This is a genomic window from Rhizobium sp. NRK18 (assembly GCF_024385575.1).
Classification (GTDB): Bacteria; Pseudomonadota; Alphaproteobacteria; order Rhizobiales; family Rhizobiaceae; genus JANFMV01.
The window spans coordinates 3,213,503-3,235,621 of sequence record NZ_JANFMV010000001.1 but is presented as its reverse complement, the minus strand read 5'-3'; the positions used below and the strand labels follow the sequence as shown (position 1 = coordinate 3,235,621).

Annotated in this window: 19 protein-coding genes and 1 tRNA gene; 8 read left to right on the top strand and 12 right to left on the bottom strand. The window is 61.7% G+C overall.

Going from position 1 to position 22,119, the window contains the following annotated elements; genetic code table 11:
* Window positions 1–108 precede the first annotated feature (108 nt).
* The 4 genes from NN662_RS15310 to NN662_RS15295 all read right to left on the bottom strand — a co-directional run bounded on the left by NN662_RS15310 (window position 109) and on the right by NN662_RS15295 (window position 2,874).
* Entirely contained in the window at window positions 109–654 is a 546-nt protein-coding gene (locus NN662_RS15310) for a hypothetical protein (protein ID WP_261931093.1), read from the bottom strand.
* Window positions 655–862: 208 nt separating this feature from the next.
* Window positions 863–1,612 (bottom strand): recombinase family protein, encoded by a 750-nt coding sequence (locus tag NN662_RS15305; protein WP_261931092.1) that lies wholly within the window; start codon window positions 1,610–1,612, stop codon window positions 863–865.
* Window positions 1,613–2,169: 557 nt separating this feature from the next.
* Window positions 2,170–2,370, bottom strand: a complete 201-nt coding sequence (locus NN662_RS15300) for a hypothetical protein (protein WP_261931091.1) — start codon at window positions 2,368–2,370, stop codon at window positions 2,170–2,172.
* Window positions 2,371–2,800: 430 nt separating this feature from the next.
* Window positions 2,801–2,874, bottom strand: a tRNA-Gln gene (locus NN662_RS15295).
* Window positions 2,875–3,177: 303 nt separating this feature from the next.
* On the opposite strand from NN662_RS15295, the gene NN662_RS15290 reads away from it, so the two are divergent.
* Both NN662_RS15290 and NN662_RS15285 read left to right on the top strand, forming a co-directional pair.
* Window positions 3,178–4,728, top strand: coding sequence for a Ppx/GppA phosphatase family protein (locus tag NN662_RS15290; RefSeq protein WP_261931090.1), 1,551 nt, complete (start codon window positions 3,178–3,180; stop codon window positions 4,726–4,728).
* The gene (locus NN662_RS15285) at window positions 4,725–5,447 is read left to right on the top strand and encodes an RlmE family RNA methyltransferase (RefSeq protein ID WP_261931089.1); all 723 of its coding nucleotides are present in this window, start codon (window positions 4,725–4,727) and stop codon (window positions 5,445–5,447) included. The genes NN662_RS15290 and NN662_RS15285 overlap by 4 nt, the downstream gene beginning before the upstream one ends.
* A gap of 6 nt (window positions 5,448–5,453) precedes the next feature.
* Here NN662_RS15285 and NN662_RS15280 read toward each other — a convergent pair whose 3' ends face one another.
* The gene (locus NN662_RS15280) at window positions 5,454–6,845 is read right to left on the bottom strand and encodes an MFS transporter (protein ID WP_261931088.1); all 1,392 of its coding nucleotides are present in this window, start codon (window positions 6,843–6,845) and stop codon (window positions 5,454–5,456) included.
* Window positions 6,846–6,926: 81 nt separating this feature from the next.
* Window positions 6,927–7,217: a TfoX/Sxy family protein gene (locus NN662_RS15275; protein WP_261931087.1), complete on the bottom strand. Its 291-nt coding sequence runs from the start codon at window positions 7,215–7,217 to the stop codon at window positions 6,927–6,929.
* A 177-nt stretch (window positions 7,218–7,394) separates the two neighbouring features.
* Between NN662_RS15275 and guaB the strand changes: the two genes are divergently transcribed.
* From guaB to NN662_RS15260, 3 genes are read left to right on the top strand one after another with little or no spacing between them, the layout of a single operon-like run.
* Entirely contained in the window at window positions 7,395–8,888 is a 1,494-nt protein-coding gene (guaB, locus tag NN662_RS15270) for an IMP dehydrogenase (protein ID WP_261931086.1), read from the top strand.
* 21 nt (window positions 8,889–8,909) lie between these two features.
* Complete coding sequence (locus NN662_RS15265; protein WP_261931085.1) at window positions 8,910–9,461, top strand: hypothetical protein; 552 nt, start codon at window positions 8,910–8,912, stop codon at window positions 9,459–9,461.
* Between the two features lie 5 nt (window positions 9,462–9,466).
* Window positions 9,467–9,892 (top strand): MAPEG family protein, encoded by a 426-nt coding sequence (locus NN662_RS15260; RefSeq protein WP_261931084.1) that lies wholly within the window; start codon window positions 9,467–9,469, stop codon window positions 9,890–9,892.
* Between the two features lie 4 nt (window positions 9,893–9,896).
* On the opposite strand, the gene NN662_RS15255 is transcribed toward NN662_RS15260, so the two are convergent.
* Both NN662_RS15255 and NN662_RS15250 read right to left on the bottom strand, forming a co-directional pair.
* On the bottom strand, window positions 9,897–11,636 hold the full coding sequence (locus NN662_RS15255; protein WP_261931083.1) for a pilus assembly protein TadG-related protein: 1,740 nt from the start codon (window positions 11,634–11,636) through the stop codon (window positions 9,897–9,899).
* Window positions 11,633–12,055: a TadE family protein gene (locus NN662_RS15250; RefSeq protein ID WP_261931991.1), complete on the bottom strand. Its 423-nt coding sequence runs from the start codon at window positions 12,053–12,055 to the stop codon at window positions 11,633–11,635. Before NN662_RS15250 ends, NN662_RS15255 begins: the two co-directional genes overlap by 4 nt.
* A 689-nt stretch (window positions 12,056–12,744) precedes the next feature.
* On the opposite strand from NN662_RS15250, the gene adhP reads away from it, so the two are divergent.
* Window positions 12,745–13,773, top strand: coding sequence for an alcohol dehydrogenase AdhP (gene adhP, locus NN662_RS15245; RefSeq protein WP_261931082.1), 1,029 nt, complete (start codon window positions 12,745–12,747; stop codon window positions 13,771–13,773).
* An 88-nt stretch (window positions 13,774–13,861) separates the two neighbouring features.
* Here the strand turns inward: adhP and NN662_RS15240 are convergent, their stop codons facing one another.
* On the bottom strand, window positions 13,862–16,057 hold the full coding sequence (locus tag NN662_RS15240) for a methyl-accepting chemotaxis protein (RefSeq protein ID WP_261931081.1): 2,196 nt from the start codon (window positions 16,055–16,057) through the stop codon (window positions 13,862–13,864).
* Between the two features lie 148 nt (window positions 16,058–16,205).
* Window positions 16,206–17,105 carry a hydrogen peroxide-inducible genes activator gene (locus tag NN662_RS15235; RefSeq protein ID WP_261931080.1) on the bottom strand — a complete coding sequence of 300 codons (900 nt, stop codon included), beginning with the start codon at window positions 17,103–17,105 and terminating at the stop codon, window positions 16,206–16,208.
* A gap of 253 nt (window positions 17,106–17,358) precedes the next feature.
* Between NN662_RS15235 and katG the strand changes: the two genes are divergently transcribed.
* Entirely contained in the window at window positions 17,359–19,524 is a 2,166-nt protein-coding gene (gene katG / locus NN662_RS15230) for a catalase/peroxidase HPI (RefSeq protein ID WP_261931079.1), read from the top strand.
* A 119-nt stretch (window positions 19,525–19,643) separates the two neighbouring features.
* Here katG and NN662_RS15225 read toward each other — a convergent pair whose 3' ends face one another.
* Window positions 19,644–20,597: a LysR substrate-binding domain-containing protein gene (locus tag NN662_RS15225; protein ID WP_261931078.1), complete on the bottom strand. Its 954-nt coding sequence runs from the start codon at window positions 20,595–20,597 to the stop codon at window positions 19,644–19,646.
* Between the two features lie 191 nt (window positions 20,598–20,788).
* Here NN662_RS15225 and NN662_RS15220 point away from each other — a divergent pair, with 191 nt between their 5' ends.
* A complete protein-coding gene (locus NN662_RS15220) occupies window positions 20,789–21,088 on the top strand; it encodes a hypothetical protein (RefSeq protein WP_261931077.1) in 300 nt (99 codons plus the stop codon).
* Between the two features lie 102 nt (window positions 21,089–21,190).
* Here the strand turns inward: NN662_RS15220 and NN662_RS15215 are convergent, their stop codons facing one another.
* Window positions 21,191–22,057 carry a DUF937 domain-containing protein gene (locus NN662_RS15215; RefSeq protein ID WP_261931076.1) on the bottom strand — a complete coding sequence of 289 codons (867 nt, stop codon included), beginning with the start codon at window positions 22,055–22,057 and terminating at the stop codon, window positions 21,191–21,193.
* Window positions 22,058–22,119: the final 62 nt, after the last annotated feature.

Sequence of the window (22,119 nt, the reverse complement as noted above, 5' to 3'; positions counted from 1 at the left end):
GATGCCAGGGAGAACCGTTGCTATTGTTGGGGGATGGTTGGCAGATGCAGGTGCCTTGATCGCCGACCCCTGTTGTTACATCACTGCCTCACCGTTGACAGAAGCGAGCTAGTCGCTTGTCAGCTTCCATTGAGGAAAGGACCAGCGCACCTGCTTGTCGAGGGTCTCGATCATCTTTTGGAGCCGGACCACTTCTGTCAGCGCGTTTTTCTTGACGCTGGGATCGGAAAAGTCAGCATTCTCGATTTCCCGAAGCTGGTTGGTCACCTGGTTGCGCTTATACTCGTTGATGATGCGGGCGAGCTCTGAGGCCGCGTCAACCAGGCAGCCGACCATGATCTCGGCCCTGGCGAGCGATCCGCCACCGTTAGCGTAGGGGCTACGTTCCGGCGCTCCTTCGAAACTGCGCTCGATCTCGCCCGAAAAGGACTTGGGATCGCTGTCATCATCAATATCGGGTGCTTCCATGCCGGCAATGTCGAAGCACCGCGCGAAGTCAGAGAAACCGCCGGCTTGTCCCTGGAACCACTCATAAAATGGGTCTTCCGAGGGTATTGCCAGTTCCACGCTGTCTGGTTGCTTAAGCTCTCTCTTTTTCTTGTCCTTCTGGCGCTGGTAGTGAAGCCGTTGTCGTTCTGCGTTGCTGAGTGCCATGTCCAATCTCCGTTGTTAGTCGTTAGTATTTCATCCTAACGGACCGTGTCAATAACAACATAACGGATAACGGAAGATTTTTGTGCCGCTAGCAAGTCGCCGGACGCAACGCGGTTAAGAGCCGGCGCTCGGGCCAGTGCAGCATGAGCCAGGAGCGGTTCGTCTAGCCAAACGACGATGGACCGCTGTTGGAAGACCGCGGGACGGTTCAGAAAAGACCAAAGTTCGGATGGTTCTTATAATCTGCGAGCGTGGATGCCTTGATGGCCTCTAGCGCCGCCTTACGGGGCTTGCGGAGAGCCGCAGCGGTCCAAGCTTCGCCGCGGCTGGTCTTCAAGCCAATGCCGTTCAGTGCGTCTACCAGAGCCGGCACAGAGAGGTCCTGCCAATCGTTCTTCCGAATAGCCGAGGCGATCTCATTGACCTTCTCCTCTGCCCGGCGCTTGTTGGAATCCGCACCAAGCTTCTGAGCCTCTGAGAGATTGGTCCTGTTCCCGAGCTTCACGCCCTCAGCCTTCTTTCTGTGAAGGGCGCGCTTGGTCCGCTCCGAGATCATATTTCCTTCAAGCTCCGCGCGCGCGGCACGGCTGGCGAGCACTAGTCGATTGTTCGTGCGCCCTTCTGAGACCGAGACAACCATGACCTTGCGTTCGCGCATTATGTGCTCGATGGTCTTGGTGCTGCGAGACAGCCGATCGAGCCCATCCACGAGAAGATCAGTGTCATGGGTCTGAGCGAAGTCGAGTGCGCTCTGGAGACCCTGCCGGTGTTCCAGGTTCTTTTCGCCGCGTCCGCTGGCCACATCCTGGAACCACTCTACAATCTCGACGCCGGCCGCATCAGCATAAGCACGTATGGATGCCTTCTGTCCTTCCAGGCCAATTCCCGTTTCGCCCTGCTTGTCAGTGGATACTCGGATATAGGCGATCGCCTGCTTTGATGTGCGATAAGTGGTCATAAGGGGTAGGTCTCGTGTAGGAAGGGTAGGGGAATTCGTGATTAAGACTATACGATACCCTTTAGTGATGATCAAGTTTTTCAACGGGTGATCAACTCTAAATGCCTAGCCGTGCAACTGGTAACAAGCCTCGTTGCCGAGGCGGCGCTGTGGCTACCGTTCTACCCGTAGATCAGTCGGTCGATCCCTAGGATCGCTGCCGTTCCCCGGTCCGGTGGCGCTGGCTATGTCGAGGAAGTTGGTGGCATATGCCGAGCTGATGGCAGGAGGCGGCCTCCTGTCGGCCCGAGAGAGCGGCACTACGCACAACAACGGCGGATCGAGTTTCTCAAGCTATCTGCCGCTAGGGCGACCGCGTCTGGGGTGCTTGGCATTTGGCGTTGTGCGTCAACGAGCCAGGAGGGGCACGCACGCGCTTCTCGCACAGAAAGTATCGCCGGCTGTGCGAGTTCGATTCTTGAGGCCTAGACCAGGCTGAGGGATGAGAACTCTAGGTTGGGCTCCTGGTGCCTGTCGGCGACCGCCGCAGGATCATTCCGATGCAATAGGTCATTCCGTCATTTGCCCGCGAGATAGTCAAAGATGACGCGGTGTCTTGCGATGGCCTCTTCGGCAAAGGCCTCGATGTCGAATGCACCTTCTCTTGTAGGGGCCAGGTTCTCCTCAGGCGTGCGGTTCTGCTCTGCTCGACGCGGAGCGGCGACTGCATCTTCGTCACCTTTTCCTTTTTGGGAATTGACCATGGTATCCTCAATCACCAGATCTTGCGGATCTTCGCCACGCCGGAGCTACCTTATAGCCCAAGCGGCCTCATATTGTAATTGGTGAGCTCGGATCTGGAGCATCTGGACTATTGTCATCGATATCATTGCGGGCGGAGAGGGACGCACCTAACAGAGTTTGGTCTGACGAGATCCGCCCGTGCCTATGTGCAATTTCATGGCCGCTGACCGGCCTCGTCCATCATCCGCTCCGAACCGAAGAGGTGGCTGGCGAGCGAAAAGAGGTGTCAGATCGATCTGAGACAACAGAAGCCGCGGATACAAGAACGACGGATGCCTGGTGCAGTTAGGCGACCGCGGTGCAGGGTCAGCGGACCCGTGCTCCGGAAAAGTGATGCGGAAAACTGTTCCGGTTGCTATTTGTTCCGGTCGCTTAAGTCATTGAAAATTATGAAGAAATATGAATTGGCTGGGGAACCTGGATTCGAACCAGGACTAACGGAGTCAGAGTCCGTGGGTCTACCGTTAACCTATTCCCCAATGTGTCGCGGACGTTTTAGCCCGGACTGGCAAAGCGGACGGGGTAGACTGTGCATGTCGCCGGGGCGACCGTGTCCGCTTCGTGGCCGGCTTATAACCAAATCGATTGCGCTTGCAAATACCCAAAACGATTTTTTTTGACGTGTTGCTATCGGCAGCGATCCCGGCTCCAGCCGGCGTTGACGAAAAAGCGGTTGGCGATCCCGTGCTGCCCTGATATTGTCACGTCAACGAAAATCAAACGAACGCCTGCAGCTCCCTCTTTGAAGACCTGGCGAGCGCGGCGTAACTGGAATTGAACACGTGAGAGACCCCGAGAGCGGCCAACAGCCGTCAGATGCCGGGGCGTTCGTGAATGCCGGTCATGCGGAGCCTTCAGGCTCGGAGCAGGGCCAGGGTCGGAGCCGCCGGTCGAAGAACCGCAAGCGTCGGCCGTCACAGGAGCATTCCGGCCAGAACGGGCCGAAGGAACGCCAGACACCGGTCCAGAGCCTTGATGGCGCGGAACCACCGCCGCACAAGCGCAAGAAGCGTCGCCGTTCGCGCGGCAAGAAGCCGCCGGGCGCCCGGCCGGAAACCGCCGATGCGCTCGCGGTCACGACGGCCTTGCAGCCGGTCCCGGGGCAGGGGCCTTCCGGAAAGAACCGCAAGAAGAACCGCCACAAGCGCGGCCTGCAGGGTCGGCCGCTGATGCCGGCGCACACGCCGGTGGCGATGAACGGCCCGGCCGCGAGCCCGCGGCCCGATGCGTCCGACGCGCCCGCTGCCACGCCGACGTCGCGCGCGGCCGGCCAGAACCAGCGCCCGGCACAGGGCGCACCCTTTCCGTCGCATCTTTACGCGGCGCTCGATCTCGGTACCAACAATTGCCGCCTGCTGATTGCCCAGCCGGGACGTCCCGGCCAATTCCGCGTCGTCGATGCCTTCTCGCGCATCGTCCGGCTCGGCGAGGGGCTCGCCGCCAGCGGCAGGCTGTCCGAGGACGCAATGGACCGCGCGGTCGAGGCGCTGCGCATCTGCGCCGGCAAGCTCGCCGCCAAGCAGATCCGCAAGATGCGGCTGATCGCCACCGAAGCCTGCCGCTCGGCCGCTAACGGCGTGGAATTCCTCGAGCGCGTCAAGCGCGAGGCGGGCCTCGAACTCGAAATCATCAACCGCGAGACAGAGGCGCGTCTGGCCGTTTCCGGCTGCGCCTCGCTGGTCGAGCGTGACGCGCGCTCGGTCGTGCTGTTCGACATCGGCGGCGGCTCGTCGGAAATTGCCGTGATCAACGTCACCGACCGGCGCTCGACGCGCCTTGCCAACCACATCACCCACTGGACCTCGCTGCCGGTCGGCGTCGTCACGCTGTCGGAAAAGCACGGCGGCCGCGACGTCACGCCGGAAGTGTTCGGCGCCATGGTCGACGAGGTCGAAGGCATGCTGTCGCGCTTCGAATGCCCGCCGCCGGTGGGCGGCCACGATGCCGTCGACTATCACCTGATCGGCACCTCCGGCACGGTGACGACGCTCGCCGGCGTCCATCTCGACCTGCCGCGCTACGATCGCCGGCGTGTCGACGGGCTGTGGATGCATGACGACGATGTCACCGCCATGCAGGCGCGGCTCCTCTCGTGGAATTTCGATGCGCGCGCCTCCAATCCCTGCATCGGCCCGGACCGCGCCGATCTCGTGCTTGCCGGCTGCGCCATTCTGGAGGCGATCCGCCGCCGCTGGCCGTCGAAACGCATGCGGGTGGCAGACCGCGGTTTGCGCGAAGGCCTGCTCACCGACATGATGGCCGATGACGGCGCCTGGCGGCGCCAGCGCAACAGACGCTTCAACACTCCCAGGAATGGCGGACGGAACGGATGACGAAACCACCGACAGGCGGCAATCGCACCGGTCGCAAGCTTGGCCAGAAGGTCAAGAAGACGAAGCTGAAGGCCTCGTCGCGCCGCTGGCTGGAGCGCCATATCAACGATCCCTACGTGCAGCGGGCCAAGCTCGAGGGCTATCGCGCCCGAGCGGCGTTCAAGCTGCTGGAGATCGACGAGAAGCACCAGATCCTCAAAGGTGCCAAGCGCATCATCGACCTGGGTGCAGCACCCGGAAGCTGGTCGCAGATCGCCGCCAAGGTGACCAATTCGACGCAAGAAGACATCCGCGTCGCGGCGATCGATTTCCTGGAAATGACGCCGATCCCCGGCGTCACCATCCTGCAGTTGGACTTTCTCGACGACGAGGCGCCGGCCAAGCTGCTGGAAGCGATCGGCAGCGCACCCAATCTGGTCATGTCGGACATGGCGGCGCCGACCACCGGCCACCACCGCACCGACCATCTGCGCACCATGCATCTCTGCGAAGTCGCCGCGCATTTCGCGGTCGAGGTTCTCGCCGAAGGCGGGCATTTCCTTGCCAAGACCTTCCAGGGCGGCACGGAGCGGGATCTCCTGAATTTCCTCAAGCAGAATTTCCGTCAGGTCGTCCACGTCAAGCCCGGCGCGTCGCGCTCGGAATCGGTGGAGATGTTCCTGCTTGCCAAGGGCTTCAAGGGCCGGCAGGTCGAAGATGATGGCGCCGGGGAAGACTAGCGCCGGCTATTCGCCTGCCGCCGGACGTCTGTGGCCGGAAACTGCGGCACCCGCATCGCCGGGAAGCTTCAGGATCGGCAGGATGGCGCAGAGCGACCAGATCGAAATCAGCAGGAAGGCGAGGTGGAAGTCGGAGACCGACAAGGCCTCGCCTCGGAAATAAGTCGCCGTCTCCAAGATCATCGCCGCCACCGCGACACCGAGCGCCAGGCTCACCTGCTGCAGGACGGAGGAGATCGACGTTGCCTGGCTCGCCCGGTCGTCCTCGATCTCCGAATAGCTCATCGCATTGTTGCCGGTGAAGAAGAACGACCGGGAGAAGCCGGTCATCAGCAGGAAGCAAAACAGCACGGCATAAGGCGTCGTGGCGGTGAACAGGCTGTTGGCCGCCGTTGCGATCGACGCCGTGATGGCCGCGGTGATCAGCGTCGCCTTGAAGCCGGCGGCGGCATAGACGCGCTTGGCGATGAACTTCGTCATGATTGCGCCGATCGCGCCGGCAAAGGTGATCATGCCGGACTGGAATGGATTGAGCCCGAAACCGAGCTGCAGCATCAGTGGCATCAGGAAGGGGACGGCGCCGGTGGAAATCCGGAAGATCGTGCCGCTTGATGCCGCCGCGCGAAAGACCTTGTTGTCGAACAGTTTGAGGTCGAGCATCGGGGCGGGGTGCCGCCTTGCGTGGAAGACATAGGCGACGCCGCTGGCAATCCCCGCGATCGTCGCGACCACGCCAACCGCGGTCGGCAGCGCCGGCAGGCTGATCACCGACAGGCCGAACACGATTCCGGATGTTGTGATCACGATCAGCAGGAAGCCGAGTATGTCGAGCTTTGGCGTTCCGCGCGTCGGAATGTCGGGAAGCAGGAGGCCGGAGACCCATATGCCGACGATGCCGAAGGGAATGTTGATCCAGAAGATCCAGTGCCACGAGAGATAGGTGGTGAGAAAGCCGCCGACCGGTGGCCCGGTGAGCGGGCCGATCAGCGCCGGTATGGTCAGAAGCGCCATGGCGGAGACGAGATCGCTGCGCTTGGTGGTGCGCAGGAGAACGAGGCGGCCGACCGGCGTCATCATCGCGCCGCCCATGCCCTGCAGGAAGCGCGAGACGACGAAGGCGAGGAGGCTGCCGGAAAAGGCGCAGGCAATCGAGCCGAGCATGAACACGGCGATGGCGGTGCGGAAGATCCGCTTGGCGCCGAACTTGTCGGCCATCCAGCCGCTGACCGGAATGAAGGTGGCGAGCGACACCATGTAGGAGGTCAGCGCCAGTTTCAGCGTGATCGGCTCGACCTGCAGGTCGCGGGCGATCGCCGGCAGCGCCGTCGCGATCACGGTCGAATCCATCTGCTCCATGAACAGGGCAACGGCGAGGATCAGCGGAATGGAGCGGTTCATGACGGAGCGGGATCGAAGGTGTTGAGAAGCTGAGGGGAAAGTAGCGGAAGTTGCAGAAAATGGAATGGCTGGCTTACGAATTTAATCCGCCGGTAAGGTCGGACCGGCGATCTGGGTCGTGCGTATGGCGACAGCCGCGTCGAGTTCGGCCTTGCGTTCGGCAGACAGGTCCGTCCACCGGCATCCGGAAAGTGCGGCATCCAGCGCATGCAGCATGTTGCGATTGACTTGCCGGCCGAAACGGAAACGGAGGCGGGCATAGGCCTCGACGGAGCCGAGCTCCGCCAGATTCTCGAGGGAGAAGATGTCGACCTCTTCCAGGAGCTTGCGAGATTTCGGTCCGATGTTGCGCATCATATGTCTGTCGTCCACTACCGGGCTCCTGGCTACGGAAAGGAGGGGAGGGCAGAAAAATGGAATGCCTTCTTCCCTTCCCGTCATGAACATGTTACCAGCCCTCGCCAACTTCCAAGAATCTCTTGCAAGGTTCCGTACTGAGCGACTCACATCATCAGGCCGGTGACGATCCTATTCTAAAAGGAATTTGGCATGGCACAGATTATTCTCACGGCAACCGGCGCTGAAGCGCTTACCTTCGACGACGTGCTCCTGCAGCCGGGGCATTCCATGGTCATGCCGGGGCAGACCGACATCGCGACCCGCATTGCCAAGGATATCGAACTCAATCTGCCGATCCTCTCCTCCGCCATGGACACGGTCACCGAAAGCCGGCTGGCGATCGCCATGGCCCAGGCAGGCGGCCTCGGCGTCATCCACCGCAACCTGACGCCCGAGCAGCAGGCCGAGGAAGTCCGCCAAGTCAAGAAGTTCGAAAGCGGCATGGTCGTCAATCCCGTGACGATCGGCCCGCAGGCGACGCTGGCCGAGGCGCTGGCGCTGATGAAGGCGCACGGCATTTCCGGCATTCCGGTCGTCGAGGCCAGCAATGGCAGCCGCGGCAAGCTGGTCGGCATTCTCACCAACCGCGACGTCCGCTTCGCGTCCGATCCGTCGCAGAAGATCTTCGACCTGATGACCAAGGAAGGCCTGATCACGGTTCGCGAGACGGTCGAGCAGCAGGAAGCCAAGCGCCTTCTCCATCATCACCGCATCGAGAAGCTGCTCGTCGTCGATGACGCCGGCCACTGCGTCGGGCTCATCACCGTCAAAGACATCGAGAAGTCGCAGCTCAACCCGAACGCCACCAAGGACGCCCAGGGCCGTCTGCGCGCCGCCGCCGCCATCTCGGTCGGCAAGGACGCACAGGAACGCGCCGAGCGGCTGATGGATGCCGGCGTCGACGTTCTCGTCGTCGATACCGCCCACGGCCATTCGCAGGGCGTGCTCGATGCCGTCAGCGCGGTCAAGAAGATGAGCAATTCGGTCCGCATCGTCGCCGGCAACGTCGCCACCGCCGATGGCACCAAGGCTCTCATCGATGCCGGCGCGGATGCCGTCAAGGTCGGCATCGGTCCGGGCTCGATCTGCACGACGCGCATCGTCGCCGGCGTCGGCGTTCCGCAGCTGGCTGCGATCATGGCCTCCGTCGAGGCTGCGCAGGCACAGGATATTCCGGTGATCGCCGATGGCGGCATCAAGTTCTCCGGCGACCTCGCCAAGGCGATCGCCGCCGGCGCGTCTGCCTGCATGGTCGGCTCGCTGCTCGCCGGCACGGACGAAAGCCCGGGCGAGGTCTATCTCTACCAGGGCCGCTCCTTCAAGGCCTATCGCGGCATGGGCTCCGTCGGCGCCATGGCCCGTGGCTCCGCCGACCGCTATTTCCAGGCCGAGGTTCGCGACACGCTGAAGCTCGTTCCGGAAGGCATCGAAGGCCAGGTTCCCTACAAGGGGCCGGTCTCCGCGGTTCTGCATCAGCTCGCCGGTGGTCTGAAGGCCGCCATGGGCTATGTCGGCGGCGGCGACATCAAGGAATTCCAGAAGCGCGCGACCTTCGTGCGCATCTCCGGAGCCGGCCTGCGCGAAAGCCACGCCCACGACGTGACAATCACCCGCGAGAGCCCGAACTATCCGGGCGGCATGTGATTGTTGCCGGACGGCGATAATGTGAACAATCGGCGAGCCCTGTGGCTGACGGGGCTCGCCAGCGCCGTTCTCTTTGCGATCAACGGTCTCTGGTTTCCGTGGCGCTTCGGTTCGGAATTGCCGCATGCGGTGATGCCGGACAAGGACGTCTTCGCCACGCCGGAAAGCCTGCTTTACCTGCGCGAACGCCTGGCCGGCAACGAGGCGGCTGCCTCCCTGCTGAAGACCATGCATCTGACGACCGACATGGTCTTTCCGCTCGTCTTTGCCGTCTTTCTCTTCCTTCTGCTGCGCCAACTTCTTCCGGCCGCCCGATGGCGCGGCGCGCATCTTCCGGGCTGGCTCGCATCGGCCTTGCTCGCCTTGCCGTTTCTCTACATGGCGAGCGACTATGCCGAAAACGTCTCCTGCCTGTTGCTCTTTCCGCCTGCGGAACCATCCGCCGCCTTCGCGTCGCTTCTCGCCTTTCTGCTGCCCTGGATGATCCGGCTGAAGCTGATGTTCGTAACCATCACAGGCGTCATCGTTCTGCGCCTCACCGTGCTTCGACCGAGCACGCCAACGGAAGGCTGAGACGCATGACCCCTCACTATGATCCCGCCATCTTCTGGCCGATGATCGGCCATTTCCTGTTGGTCTCGATCGTCTATGTCCTGCTCGGCATCCGTCGCGCGGATGCAGTCAAGGCTGGCTCGGCAAGGATCTCGCAGTTCCGTGAAAATCGGGACGAGCCGGCCGAAAGCCTGTTCGTGCGCAACAACCTGGAAAACCAGTTCGAATTGCCGGTGTTGTTCCACATCACGTGCCTGGCGCTCTATGTGACGGGAGCTGCGACGCTGCCGGCCGTGCTGCTCGCCTGGATCTTTGTCGCAAGCCGCTACGTTCACGCCTGGATCCACATCACCAGCAACCGCATCCGCTATCGCCAGCCGGCCTTCATGGTCGGCGTGCTGATGACCGTGCTGATGTGGGCGTTGCTCGCCTATCATCTTGCTGTCGCTTGATGGTCTACTGGACGAGAACCGGCGCGCCGCATTTCAACCCGGTCACACCGACATCCGCTTCGCCGACCCTGACGCCGAGCGTCAGCAGCGTATTGTAGACGACGGCATCGATGGGAGCTGCGGCCGAAGAGAGTGTCTTCGCCAGAGCCGCCTGCAGGGTCGTTGGCGTCGACAGCGTAAGGCCGAGCGTCTTCACATCCAGCGACAGCCTGCCGATCAGCGTGCTTGTCAGCGAGCCGGCGATGTCGTGTGTCGAAACCGTCTTCACAGTCCGGTTGGCGATGTCGTTGGCCGAAAAGTGGATGCGCGTTGCCGACTGGTTGCCGATGTCGACATCGGCAGAACCATCGATCTTCAAAAGTGGCGTTTGCACCAGCGTCGCCCTGCTGATCGAAATCGCGCTTGAAAAGCTGTCGAAGCGGTTCTCGTCGAACTCGCCGATGGCGGCCTGCGCAAGCCCCGGGGTCACGGCGAGCACAACGGCGCCGGTGCTTCCCATCGAGCCGTTGCAGGACAGGGACGCCAGATTTGCATGTGCATCCGCCGCCTCGATAAAGACCGGCAGTCTGATCCTGGTGCCGAGCAGGTCGGCAAGTCCGGCAATCTCCGTGACCAGCGACAGGCGGACCTGCGCGGTCCGTACGAAGGTTTCCGGACCGCCGGAGGCAAAGTTGGGGGAATGTTGCGCCGGCTGGCCGATGGCAAGGCGAAGTTTCGTGCTTGCCAGACCCGGTACCGTCAGCGCGAGGGAAATGTCAGCCTGCCGCTCGCCATTCGCAAGCGCCGCAGCGCTTGTGACAAGCTGCATGATGTTGCCGTAAGCAGCCAGTGACTGATGGTTGCCGAGCCTGTTGGCGCCAATCGCGCCGAAGTCGATGAGGTCGGCGAGCTTGACGCGAACCTTCACCGCACCGAGCGCAATTTCAAGCGCCCGCAGCGCGTTTTGCGCTTTGCTCGATACGCCCTTTGTCGCCGCGATCGCCGACAGGATCTGTGGCAGACTGACCTCTTGCTTCAGGATGTCGTCATAGGTGACGCCGGTCAGCCGCAACTCGGTTGCCAGGGCTTCGGAGAAGGCGAATAGATCGACGTCGGCATCCACCAGTGCCTGATAGTCCGCGACCTGAAGCGACACGTTCGCCCCGACAAGAGCGCCGAGCACGGCGTTGATGATCCCGCCATTCAGCGACGCCAGCCGGCTGCCGATCCAGAACGACGCCTGTTTCGAGGCGGCGGCTGTGCCGGAGACCTGAAAATCGAAGCGCTTGGCAAAGGTTGAGGCGAAATAGAGCTCGGCCCTCTGCTTCGCCGTGACGAGTACGGCGTCGGGGGCAAAGGAGGTGGGGCTGAAGCGGTCTTCGACCGCGAGAGAAGGATCCGGCTGATACATGCCGGGCTCCACCTTGAGCACCGTCAGGCCGAGGTCGGAGAGCTGCTCGGTGGTGATCTGCGTTCCGTCCGGCAGCACTGCGCCGTTTTCCGTTTCGATCGCGTAATTCAGCTGGTTGTTCGCGAGGAACTTGCGCACGGCTTCCTGCGCATGCGCCGCGTCCCAGGTCGCCTCGATGGAGGCCAGATCCGCCGTCGTCTGCGCATTGCGGTATTGAAGGGTCAGCGCCCCGTAGTCGACACCGAGTGCGACGGCGCCGATGACGACCGGCATGCTGATCGCCGCCATGATGGCGATGTTGCCGGCTTTGTCCTTGGCGAACCTGGCCAGCGGCCATGCCGAATTGCCCATCATATGCCTCCCACGCGAATGGTTGAATAGCGGTGGATCACCTGGCCGGGCATGACGAAGGAATAAAGAGACCAGATCGGCAGGCTGGATGCGTCATAGGATAGCGCCACGGTAAACTGCTTGGCGTCCAAAGGGTCGGTCTCGACCTTGACCGACAGCTTGTCGAGATCAAGGAAGGTGCCGTCGAGCGAAGAGGAGCGGATATAGGCCGTTGCGAGCGTTTGCCGCTCGTTTGCGTCAAGCCCGGCAATTGCCGCCCGCGAGGCGTCGGCGGCCAGTTGTTGAACTGCATGCGCTGCGCCGAGATATATGCCATAGGCCACGAAGGTGAGAAGAAGCAGAATGAATACTGGGGCCAGAATGGCGAACTCTATTGCTGCGGCGCCTTTATTGTCGGATTTGATCGTTTGTACGTCTATCATGGTCATGATACTCGCTGTTTCCATGATATGCTTTGCCGGACATATTAAGATTGCCTTATCGAATCGCTTCGATTGTCATCCTTTTGGCCTGAGTTTTCCGGGTACATTAAAAATCGCTAATGCAATCAGGGGCTTGCTCTATCATGGCGAAGCCAAAAAAATTTGGTGAATATTTCGGTGTAAATGCGGAATTTTGTTTGTATATTGTCGTTAGCGCACTAATATTTATAATCGAACGATCAATTATGAAGGGATGAATGAAATATAAAAGTTATTAAAATTTGATATAGAAAAAATATACAGAAAATAAGCTGAGATTTAAAAGGTAAATCAGATATATTATTGAGTCTTTTTCGGATTTTTATAAATTGAGCGCGCTCATATGAAGCGCAAACTGAGCTATTTCGCGGAGGCGCGTCGTCGAGAGCACAACCCTTGACTGTGACAACGTTTCGCTGTGTTTGGAGCTGATAAACCTCCATATAATATACTTTCAAGTATTGATTTTCGAGTGCGTGAGACCCCGATTGACGCAGGTCAATTTGTGCGTGTGATCTCTCGGCTAGTGTCCATTTCGGACTACCGTCCAGCCCTGTGGTTTAAACAGACACGTTTTTCCCCAACGCATGCGTCGTCCGCTCTCGCGGGTTTTGGCGGCGTCGACCTGTTGGCAAATTTGGGAGATTGAAATGGCAATGACCATGAAAGCAGCCGTGGTGCGCGAGTTCAAGAAGCCTCTTGTCATCGAGGAGGTGCCGGTGCCCGAGCCCGGACCCGGCCAGATCCTGGTGAAGTATGAGGCGACCGGAGTCTGCCACACGGACCTCCACGCCGCCCATGGCGACTGGCCGGTGAAGCCCAATCCACCCTTCATTCCGGGTCACGAGGGCGTCGGCTACGTCGCGAAACTGGGCGCCGGGGTCACGAGCGTCAAGGAGGGCGACCGCGTCGGCGTACCGTGGCTGCACACCGCCTGCGGCTGCTGCAATCCGTGCCGCACCGGCTGGGAAACGCTCTGCAGCAAGCAGCAGAATACCGGCTACTCCGTCAACGGTACCTTCGCCCAGTACGGCCTTGCCGATCCCGATTACGTCGGCATCCTGCCGGACAAGCTCGAATTTGGCCCGGCGGCGCCCGTGCTGTGCGCCGGCGTCACTGTCTACAAGGGGCTGAAGGAAACCGAAGTGCGCCCCGGCGAATGGGTGCTCATCTCCGGCATCGGCGGCCTCGGCCACATGGCGGTCCAGTACGCCAAGGCCATGGGCATGCATGTCGCCGCAGTCGATATCTTCAAGGACAAGCTTGATCTCGCCAGGTCGCTCGGCGCCGACCTGATTGTCGACGCCCGCGACGCGGGAGCAGTCGAGGAGGTCCAGAAGGCGGTCGGTGGCGTGCATGGTGCGCTGGTGACGGCGGTTTCGCCCAAGGCCATGGAGCAGGCGTTCCACATGCTGCGCTCGAAGGGCACCATGGCGCTGGTCGGTCTGCCGCCGTCGATGATCAGCCTGCCGGTCTTCGACACCGTGCTGAAGCGCATCACCGTGCGCGGCTCTATCGTCGGCACGCGACAGGACCTCGAGGAATCGCTGCAGTTCGCCGGCGAGGGCAAGGTCGCTTCGCACTTCACCTGGGACAAGATCGAGAACATCAACGCGATCTTCGCCCGCATGGAGGAAGGCAAGATCGACGGCCGCATCGTTCTTGATCTGGCTTCCTGACCGCGCTGACTTACAGCGACGATACAATTACATGAAAAGGCCGGCGGTGATGAGCCGCCGGCCTTTTGCGTTATCACGTTGAAGCCGGTCAGGCGGCGCTTCGCACCCTGCTCATCTGGCTACGGTTTCCGCCAGGCGACAGGTTGAAGCTTGCCAGCCCTTCCGCCAGCGTCTGCGCTTCCGTGGAAAGCTGCGCGGTGGCGGCGGAAGTCTGCTCCACCATGGCCGCGTTGCGCTGCGTCATCTGATCCATCGAGGTCACAGAGCCGTTGATCGCCGAGAGGCTCGCGAACTGCTCCTGCGAGGAGCCGGCGATCGACTGAATACGGTGCAGCATGTCGTTGACGAAGTGCTCGATCTCGCCAAGCGTTTCGCCGGTCTCGGTGACAAGAGACACGCCGGCCTTCACTTCCGCATTCGATGCGTTGATCAGTGCCTTGATTTCCTTGGCGGCATTGGCGGACCGGCCGGCCAGTTCACGGACTTCCTGTGCGACGACGGCAAAGCCCTTGCCGGCTTCGCCCGCCCGGGCCGCCTCGACGCCGGCATTCAGCGCCAGGAGGTTGGTCTGGAAGGCGATGTCGTCCATCACCGAGATGATCTGGCTGATCTTTGCCGCCGAACTCTCGATCCGGCCCATGGCCTCGACGGCATTGCCGACGACGGCGGCGGACCGTGATGTCGCCTGGACGGTCCGCGATGCAATTTCACCGGCTTCGCTCGCCCGTTCGGAGGAGGACTTGACGGTGGCGGTGATCTCCTCGAGCGCCGCGGCGGTCTCCTCGAGCGAGGCGGCCTGCTGTTCGGTGCGGTGCGAGAGGTCGCCGGATGCGCTTTCCATCTCGGCGGCGTTGAGCCGGATAGACCGGGCGGTGGCGTCGACGACGGAGAGAACGCTGCGCAGATGCGCCTGGGCGGCGTTGAAGTCGAGGCGCAGGCGATCGAGGTCGGCGGTGAAGGTCTCGCCGATGTCCTCGGAAATGTCGCCGGCGGCCAGCCGGCCGAGGCCGTTCGCTAGCGCCGAGACGGCAGACGACAGCTCTTCGGCGCGGGCATTCTTCTCGAAATCGTTGGCTTCCCGTTCGCGCGCTGTTGCGATCCGATTTGCCTCTTCCTGCTCCTCGAGGCGGATCTTCTCGCGCGCGCCTTCCTGAAGATGCGCGACCGCGTTGGCCATGACGCCGATCTCGTCCTTGCGGCTGGTGCCGGGAACGTCCGCGTCATAATTGCCGCCGGCAATCGCCTGCAGCGAACCGGTCAGTGCGGCAAGCGGTCGGGTGATCGAGCGGCCGAGCATGACGGCGAGCACGATGGTGATGCCGGCCACAAGCACGGTGGCAAGCGACCAGAGAATGGTGGAGAGCTTCGCCGACTCATAGAGATCGGTCGAAAGTTCGGTGATGCGCTGCTCGGAGGCGTGCTGCATCTCGACCAGCTTGTCGATGCGCTTGGTGGTCGTTTCGAACCAGCCATCGAAGGCCTTGCCGCGGATCTTGCCGTCCGGGCCGACCCGGCGCAGCTTGCCGTCGAACCGCTTGAGGCCGACGACGTCGTCGGACTTCAGGATGTCTTCAAAAGCCGCCTTGAGGTCGGTGTCCTGGGCGCGCATGAAGAGGCCGAGGTGCAGGTCCTGCGAAACCGTATAATCGAGGAACTTTTCGAACTGGACGGTGGTCAGCTTTTCGGCGGCGATCGCGCTGTCGATCATCGCCCGCTCCTGGGCTGCGTCTTCGATCACCAGGGCAATGTCGGCAATCGCGGCGGATTTCAGCGCGATGTTGACGTCGCTGCTGGCGCGGCTGCTGGCCTGCTCGAAGTCGAGGAGCGGTTCGATCAGCGCCGTATAGGCGAAGATGGCGCCGGTGAAGGAAAGCTCGCGCTGATCGACCTTCTTGCGGATGTCGCCAAGGCCGGCGATCGCCGTGTTCAGATTGGCAAGCACATCGTCCTTGATTACGCCGTCGGTCTTCTTCAGGACAGCCACCGCACCATCGAGATCCGTAAGCGCCGCATTGGTCTGCTGTCGCGAGGCAGACAGAGCGGATGGGTCGGTCGCCTTGTCGTCGGTCAGGAACCGCCCGGCGGCGCTGCGTTCCTCGCGCAGGCTGCCGTTCAGCACGTTGATCTTGTTCAGCGCCTGCTGCAATTCGCCGAGGCTGCGATACCCGCTCATCGATGTGTAGGTATTGGTCAATGCAATCGCTGCGAAGCAGAGGAGCCCGAGCAGCGGAAATATGATGGCAATGGAAAGACGGTGAGAAACGCCCAGATTGATCGACTTCACGGTGATGTCCCCGATATTTTTAAAGCACAAATCCGGCATGCGCTTCAGCGCTGGCCGTTCTGAAACTGATTATGGGGACGACTATAGAGGCGAGTTTTTTACCAAAGCGTGTACTTGTGGTGGAGAAAAGCCGCCACTTCCGCCGAAATCAGGCGCTTTTCCCGTCGCTGCACGTGCGGATCGCCTCGGCAAGCGCCTCGACATCGGCGCGCGAGGCGCCTCGGTGCCGCCAGGCAAGGCCGATCTGCCGCGCCGGTTGCGGGGCCGCAAAGGGAATGATGCGGATGTCGTTGCGGCCGGTCTCGGTTTCGATCGCCATTTCCGGAATGAGCGTCATGCCCATGTTGTGGGACACCATCTGCAGGAGTGTCGCCATCGAGGTTGCCCCGAAATTCACGAGGCTGCGCTTGCCCGCCATCGTGCAGACCGCCAGCGCCTGGTCGCGCAGGCAATGGCCTTCCTCCAGAAGGAGCAGCCTGTCGGCGTCGATCTCCGTTTCCGTCAGCGGCGACATGAGCACGTCCGTGTCGTTGCTGGCCACCGCCATGAAGAACCGGTCGGCAAAGAGCGCCATCGTGTCCAGCCGTTCGTCATCGACGGGCAGGGCGGCGACCATCACGTCCACCTTGCCCTCCAGCAGTTCGCCGATCAGCCGGTCCGTGACCGCTTCCTTCAGCTCGATCTCGATCGCCGGATGGTGCTCGCGCAGGTGCGGGATCAATCGCGGCACCAGATAGGGCGCCACCGTCGGAATGATGCCGATGCGGATGCGGCCTTCGAGCACGCCCCGCCGCCGCCGCGCCCGTCCGTGCAGCTCTTCGGTCATGGCCAGGATCTGGCGGATCTGCGGCAGGAGGTCTTCGCCCTCGCGCGTCAGGATGGTCGCGCCCCGCCGCCGTTCGACCAGCGGCATGCCCAGTTCCTTCTCCATTTCGGCGATCTGTGCCGAGAGGGCAGGCTGACTGACATGCACGAGTTCGGCCGCCCGGCCGAAATGTCCGGTACTGGCCAGGGCCTCGAAATAGCGCATTTGCCTGAGTGTCAGCATGATAGGTTTTTCTTATGATGAAAAACAGAAAATGCAATTGGAAATTATCGATATGCGGTGTGATAAGCTTCTTCCGCCGGATAAAATCATTTCCCGGCAAGGACAACGGTCCGCTGTCGCGACCTGAAAGATGAACACATCCGCGATGCCTTTTTCAAAGGCCGCTCCGCCGAGTTTTCGCGCAGGACAAACGGATTTCACATCTCGGGTGCAGGATGGGCGGAATCGCAACGAAGAATGATAGGAGATCGCTATGGATGCCAAAGTAGGCAAATGTCCCGTGATGCACGGCGGCAATACGGAAACCGGCAAGTCGGTCATGGACTGGTGGCCGAATGCCCTCAACCTCGACATTCTTCACCAGCACGATACCAAGACCAATCCGCTCGGCAAGGACTTCAACTACCGCGAAGCCGTCAAGACGCTGGACTATGATGCGCTGAAGCAGGATCTCCATGCGCTGATGACCGACAGCCAGGAATGGTGGCCGGCCGACTGGGGTCACTACGGCGGCTTCATGATCCGCATGGCCTGGCACTCCGCCGGCTCCTACCGTCTGGCCGATGGCCGTGGCGGCGGCGGCACGGGCAACCAGCGTTTCGCTCCGCTCAACTCCTGGCCGGACAATGCCAGCCTCGACAAGGCCCGCCGCCTGCTGTGGCCGATCAAGAAGAAGTACGGCAACAAGCTCTCCTGGGCCGACCTGATGATCCTGGCCGGCAATGTCGCCTACGAATCCATGGGCCTGAAGACCTTCGGCTTCGCCTACGGCCGCGAAGACATCTGGCATCCGGAAATCGACGTCTACTGGGGCGCGGAAAAGGAATGGCTGGCCCCGTCCGACGAGCGCTATGAAAGCGTCGAAAACCCGGCGACGATGGAAAACCCGCTAGCCGCCGTCCAGATGGGCCTCATCTACGTCAACCCGGAAGGCGTGAACGGCAAGTCCGATCCGCTGAAGACGGCTGCCCAGATGCGCGAGACTTTCGCCCGCATGGCGATGAACGACGAGGAAACCGTAGCGCTGACCGCCGGCGGCCACACCGTCGGCAAGACCCATGGCAATGGCGACGCGGCCGCCCTAGGTCGCGAGCCGGAAGCAGCCGACGTCGTCGATCAGGGCATGGGCTGGAGCAACCCGAACATGGGCGGCAAGGCAGCCAATGCCGTGACCTCCGGTCTCGAGGGTGCCTGGACCACCAACCCGACCAAGTTCGACATGGGCTTCTTCGACATGCTGTTCGGCCATGACTGGGAACTGCGCAAGAGCCCGGCCGGCGCCAACCAGTGGGAGCCGATCAACATCCGCGAGGAAGACAAGCCCCTCGACGCCTCCGACCCGACCAAGCGCCGCAATCCGATGATGACGGACGCCGACATGGCCCTCAAGGTCGATCCGGCCTACAACGCCATCTGCCAGAAGTTCATGGCCGATCCGGAATATTTCAAGGATACGTTTGCCCGCGCCTGGTTCAAGCTGACCCACCGCGACATGGGTCCGAAGGCCCGCTACATCGGCCCGGAAGTTCCCGCCGAAGACCTGATCTGGCAGGATCCGATCCCGGCCGGCTCCACCTCCTATGATGTCGAAGCCCTCAAGGCGAAGATTGCCGCCTCCGGTCTTTCGCTCGTCGACATGGTGACGACGGCCTGGGATTCCGCCCGCACCTATCGCGGGTCGGACATGCGCGGCGGCGCCAACGGTGCCCGCATCCGTCTCGCCCCGCAGAAGGATTGGGAAGGCAACGAGCCGGCCCGTCTCGCCCGGGTGCTCTCCGTTCTGGAGCCGATCGCCAGCGAAGCGGGCGCATCGGTCGCCGACGTCATCGTACTCGCCGGCAATGTCGGTGTCGAGCAGGCCGCCAAGGCCGCCGGCTACGAGGTCAAGCTGCCGTTCTCTCCGGGTCGCGGCGACGCCACCGACGAAATGACGGATGCCGACTCCTTCGCGCCGCTGGAGCCGCTGGCCGATGGCTTCCGCAATTACCTGAAGAAGAACTACGCCGTCAGCCCCGAAGAGCTGATGCTCGACCGCAGCCAGCTGATGGGTCTCACCGCTCATGAGATGACGGTTCTGGTCGGCGGCATGCGTGTCATGGGCGCCAACTATGCCGGCTCGACGCATGGCGTCTTCACTGACAATGTCGGCGCGCTGACGACCGACTTCTTCGTCAACCTCACCGACATGGCTTACACCTGGAACCCGGTCGAAGGCGGATACTACGAGATCCGCGATCGCAAGACCGGCGAAGTCAAGTGGACGGCGACGCGCATGGACCTCGTCTTCGGGTCCAACTCCATCCTGCGTGCCTATGCCGAAGTCTATGCCCAGGACGACAACAAGGAGAAGTTCGTCCGCGACTTCGCCGCCGCCTGGACGAAGGTCATGAACGCCGATCGCTTCGATCTGGTCGACTGAGCCGCAACGGAATTCATGCGCATGGCGCGAGGCCCCAAGCTGCCCGCGCGTGAATGAGGAAAGGCCGGGACATGTCCCGGCCTTTCGCTTGTCTGGTCGTCATCTTGCGGCGGAGGGGCTCACCAGCCGGGAAGGATATGCCCCGGACGCAACCGGGGCAGGCGCCCCATCACCCTGATATCGCCTTCCAGCCCGTCGTCGCTCGCCTGGGCCGGCGTCATGTTGTCGAGACAGGCGACGATATGGTTCGACAGCGCATTGATCAGCGACACCGGTGCCCCGGGGCGCTTGATGATGCCGATCTGGACCGGCGGCAGGGGCGGGAAGCCGTCCGCCTGCGTCAGCACCCGCATTCCGGACCGCAACGCCGATTCCGGCAGCACGGAGACCGCCATGCCGGCGAGAACGGCGGCGGCCACCACGGTCGAGGACCAGCTGGTAAACAGGATCTGGTAGTCGCGATTGCCGGCGTCCAGCGCCGAACAGGCAAGCTGCCGCCAGCGACAGTCCATGCGACCGACGGCCAGCGGCACCGGCGCGCTTTCCCTCAGCGGATGGTTGGCCGAGGCGACCCAGCAGAGCGGTTCCGTTCGCACCACCGTCGAGATTGCCGTGGCCGGATCGTGGGTGATCAGCGCGATGTCCAGCTCGCCGCGCGACATCTTCTGGATCAGCGTCACGGAAGGCTCGCAGGCGATGTAGAGTTCCACGTTCGGATGGGTCTTGGCGAAGCGGCCGATGATTTCCGGCATGTATCGGTCCGCATAATCGTCCGGCGTGCCGATCCTGACCGTACCCTCAAGCCGGTTGTCGTCGAACGCGGCCATCGCCTCGTTGTTGAGCCGGATCATCCGCCGTGCGTAATTCAGGAGCTTCTCGCCCTCGATCGTCAGGCGGACGCCGCGTCCGTCCTTGGCGAACAGCTGTTTTCCGATCCGCTCCTCCAGTCGCCGCATCTGCATGGAGACGGCCGATTGCGTCTTGTAGACCCGGTCGGCGGCCTTGGTGAAGCTGCCGGTGTCGACGATGGAAACGAAGGTTTGTAGCTGATCGATATCGAGTGGCGCGCTCATGTCCGTACTCATAAGAAGCTTTGATGTTAATCATTAGAAACATTCGTTGGACTGATCAATGTCTTTTTGACAATCTGACATTGTAGACGCCACGGAGCGATAGCTCCTCCCTCTAAACGACATCGACCGCACCCTCCAGGGCCGCCCTCTGGAGGGAAGGTTTATCTCGTGCCTTGTGAAAGGATGATCCGATGAGCACGATTGAACGGACACTGGACCTCGACCTCGCCGCCCTGCGCCCCGCACGCCAGCCGATTGCCGCCCGGGCCTGGAATGCTGTGGCATCCGTTTATCGTACGCTGCGCAATCGTATCATCGTGACGAAAATGACCGAACTGGACGATCATATGCTGCAAGACATCGGCATCGACAGGCGCGACATTCATCGCGCTCTGGCAACGACCGATCTGTTCAACGATCCGTCCGGCTACCTGACCCGTCAGGCGAGGGCCCGCGCCCGCCGGTCGATCGTCTATCTGCCGCGAGATTGATTTCCCCGCAGGGTGAGAGCCAATAGCCCTGCCTTTGCCCGGTATTCGTTTTCGGATACCGGGCTTTTTTGCGTCCTGGACTGTGGTGAGACGGAAGGGCGGTCAGCCCTTGTCCGCGTTCGCGCCGTTGTTCATGTAGCCGTCGAGAATGGATTCGATGCTTTTCTGGTAGGCCTTGCCCACTTCCAGCCCGCTGTCGAACATCGCGCTCATCATGTCCGAATACTGCTTCATGTCGGCGCTTGCAGCGCTTTCCTTCGGCGGCTCCGGTTTCGGCTCGGGCTTGGGATCCGGCTTCTTGTCCTCTGCCGGCTTCATCATGTCTGAAAACATCTTCATGAACGGGTTGGCGGCAAACATGTCGGCTGGGTTGACAGGCTTGGCCTGCTGCTGCCCGCCGAACATCGACTGCATCGCCTGTGTGAAGGGATTGTCGAACGGATTAGGCTGAGGCTGCGGTTTCGGCGCAAAGCCGGTACTTTCCAGCCACTGCTGCATCATGCTTCCCATCGGTGAACTGGCGAAGGCGGCGTTCGCCTGCTGCACCTGACCCATGGATTGCTTGAAGATGCCGCCCATCAGCGTGCTGGCGGTCGCCGGCATCATCTGCTTGACGATTTCCTGGCCGATGCCGGTCATCTGCGCCACCTGCGCGGCGATCGCCCGCGACACGTCCTTCGAACCGAAGATGGTTTCGAGTGCCGCATTGCCGTCGGCGATGCCCTTCGGCGTGAAGGCCTTGCCGATATCCTCGAAATATTCCGCGTAATTGCCCGAGTGCATGGCGGCAAGGAAGGCGGTGAAATCGTAGGGGTTGGCTGCCTTGCGCTGCAGGCCGGATGAGAAGGCCGGCATCATGGCGGCCATCGCCTTGGCCGCCTGCTCCTGGGCGATGTTGTACTGCTTCGCCATGGCTTCGACTGCGGCGCCGTTTTGCGCCTGCATCATCATATCGAACAGTGGCAGCATGCAGGACCCTCTCGCTTGGACATTCGTGTCATATCGACGAAGCATAAGTGCTTCATCTTACG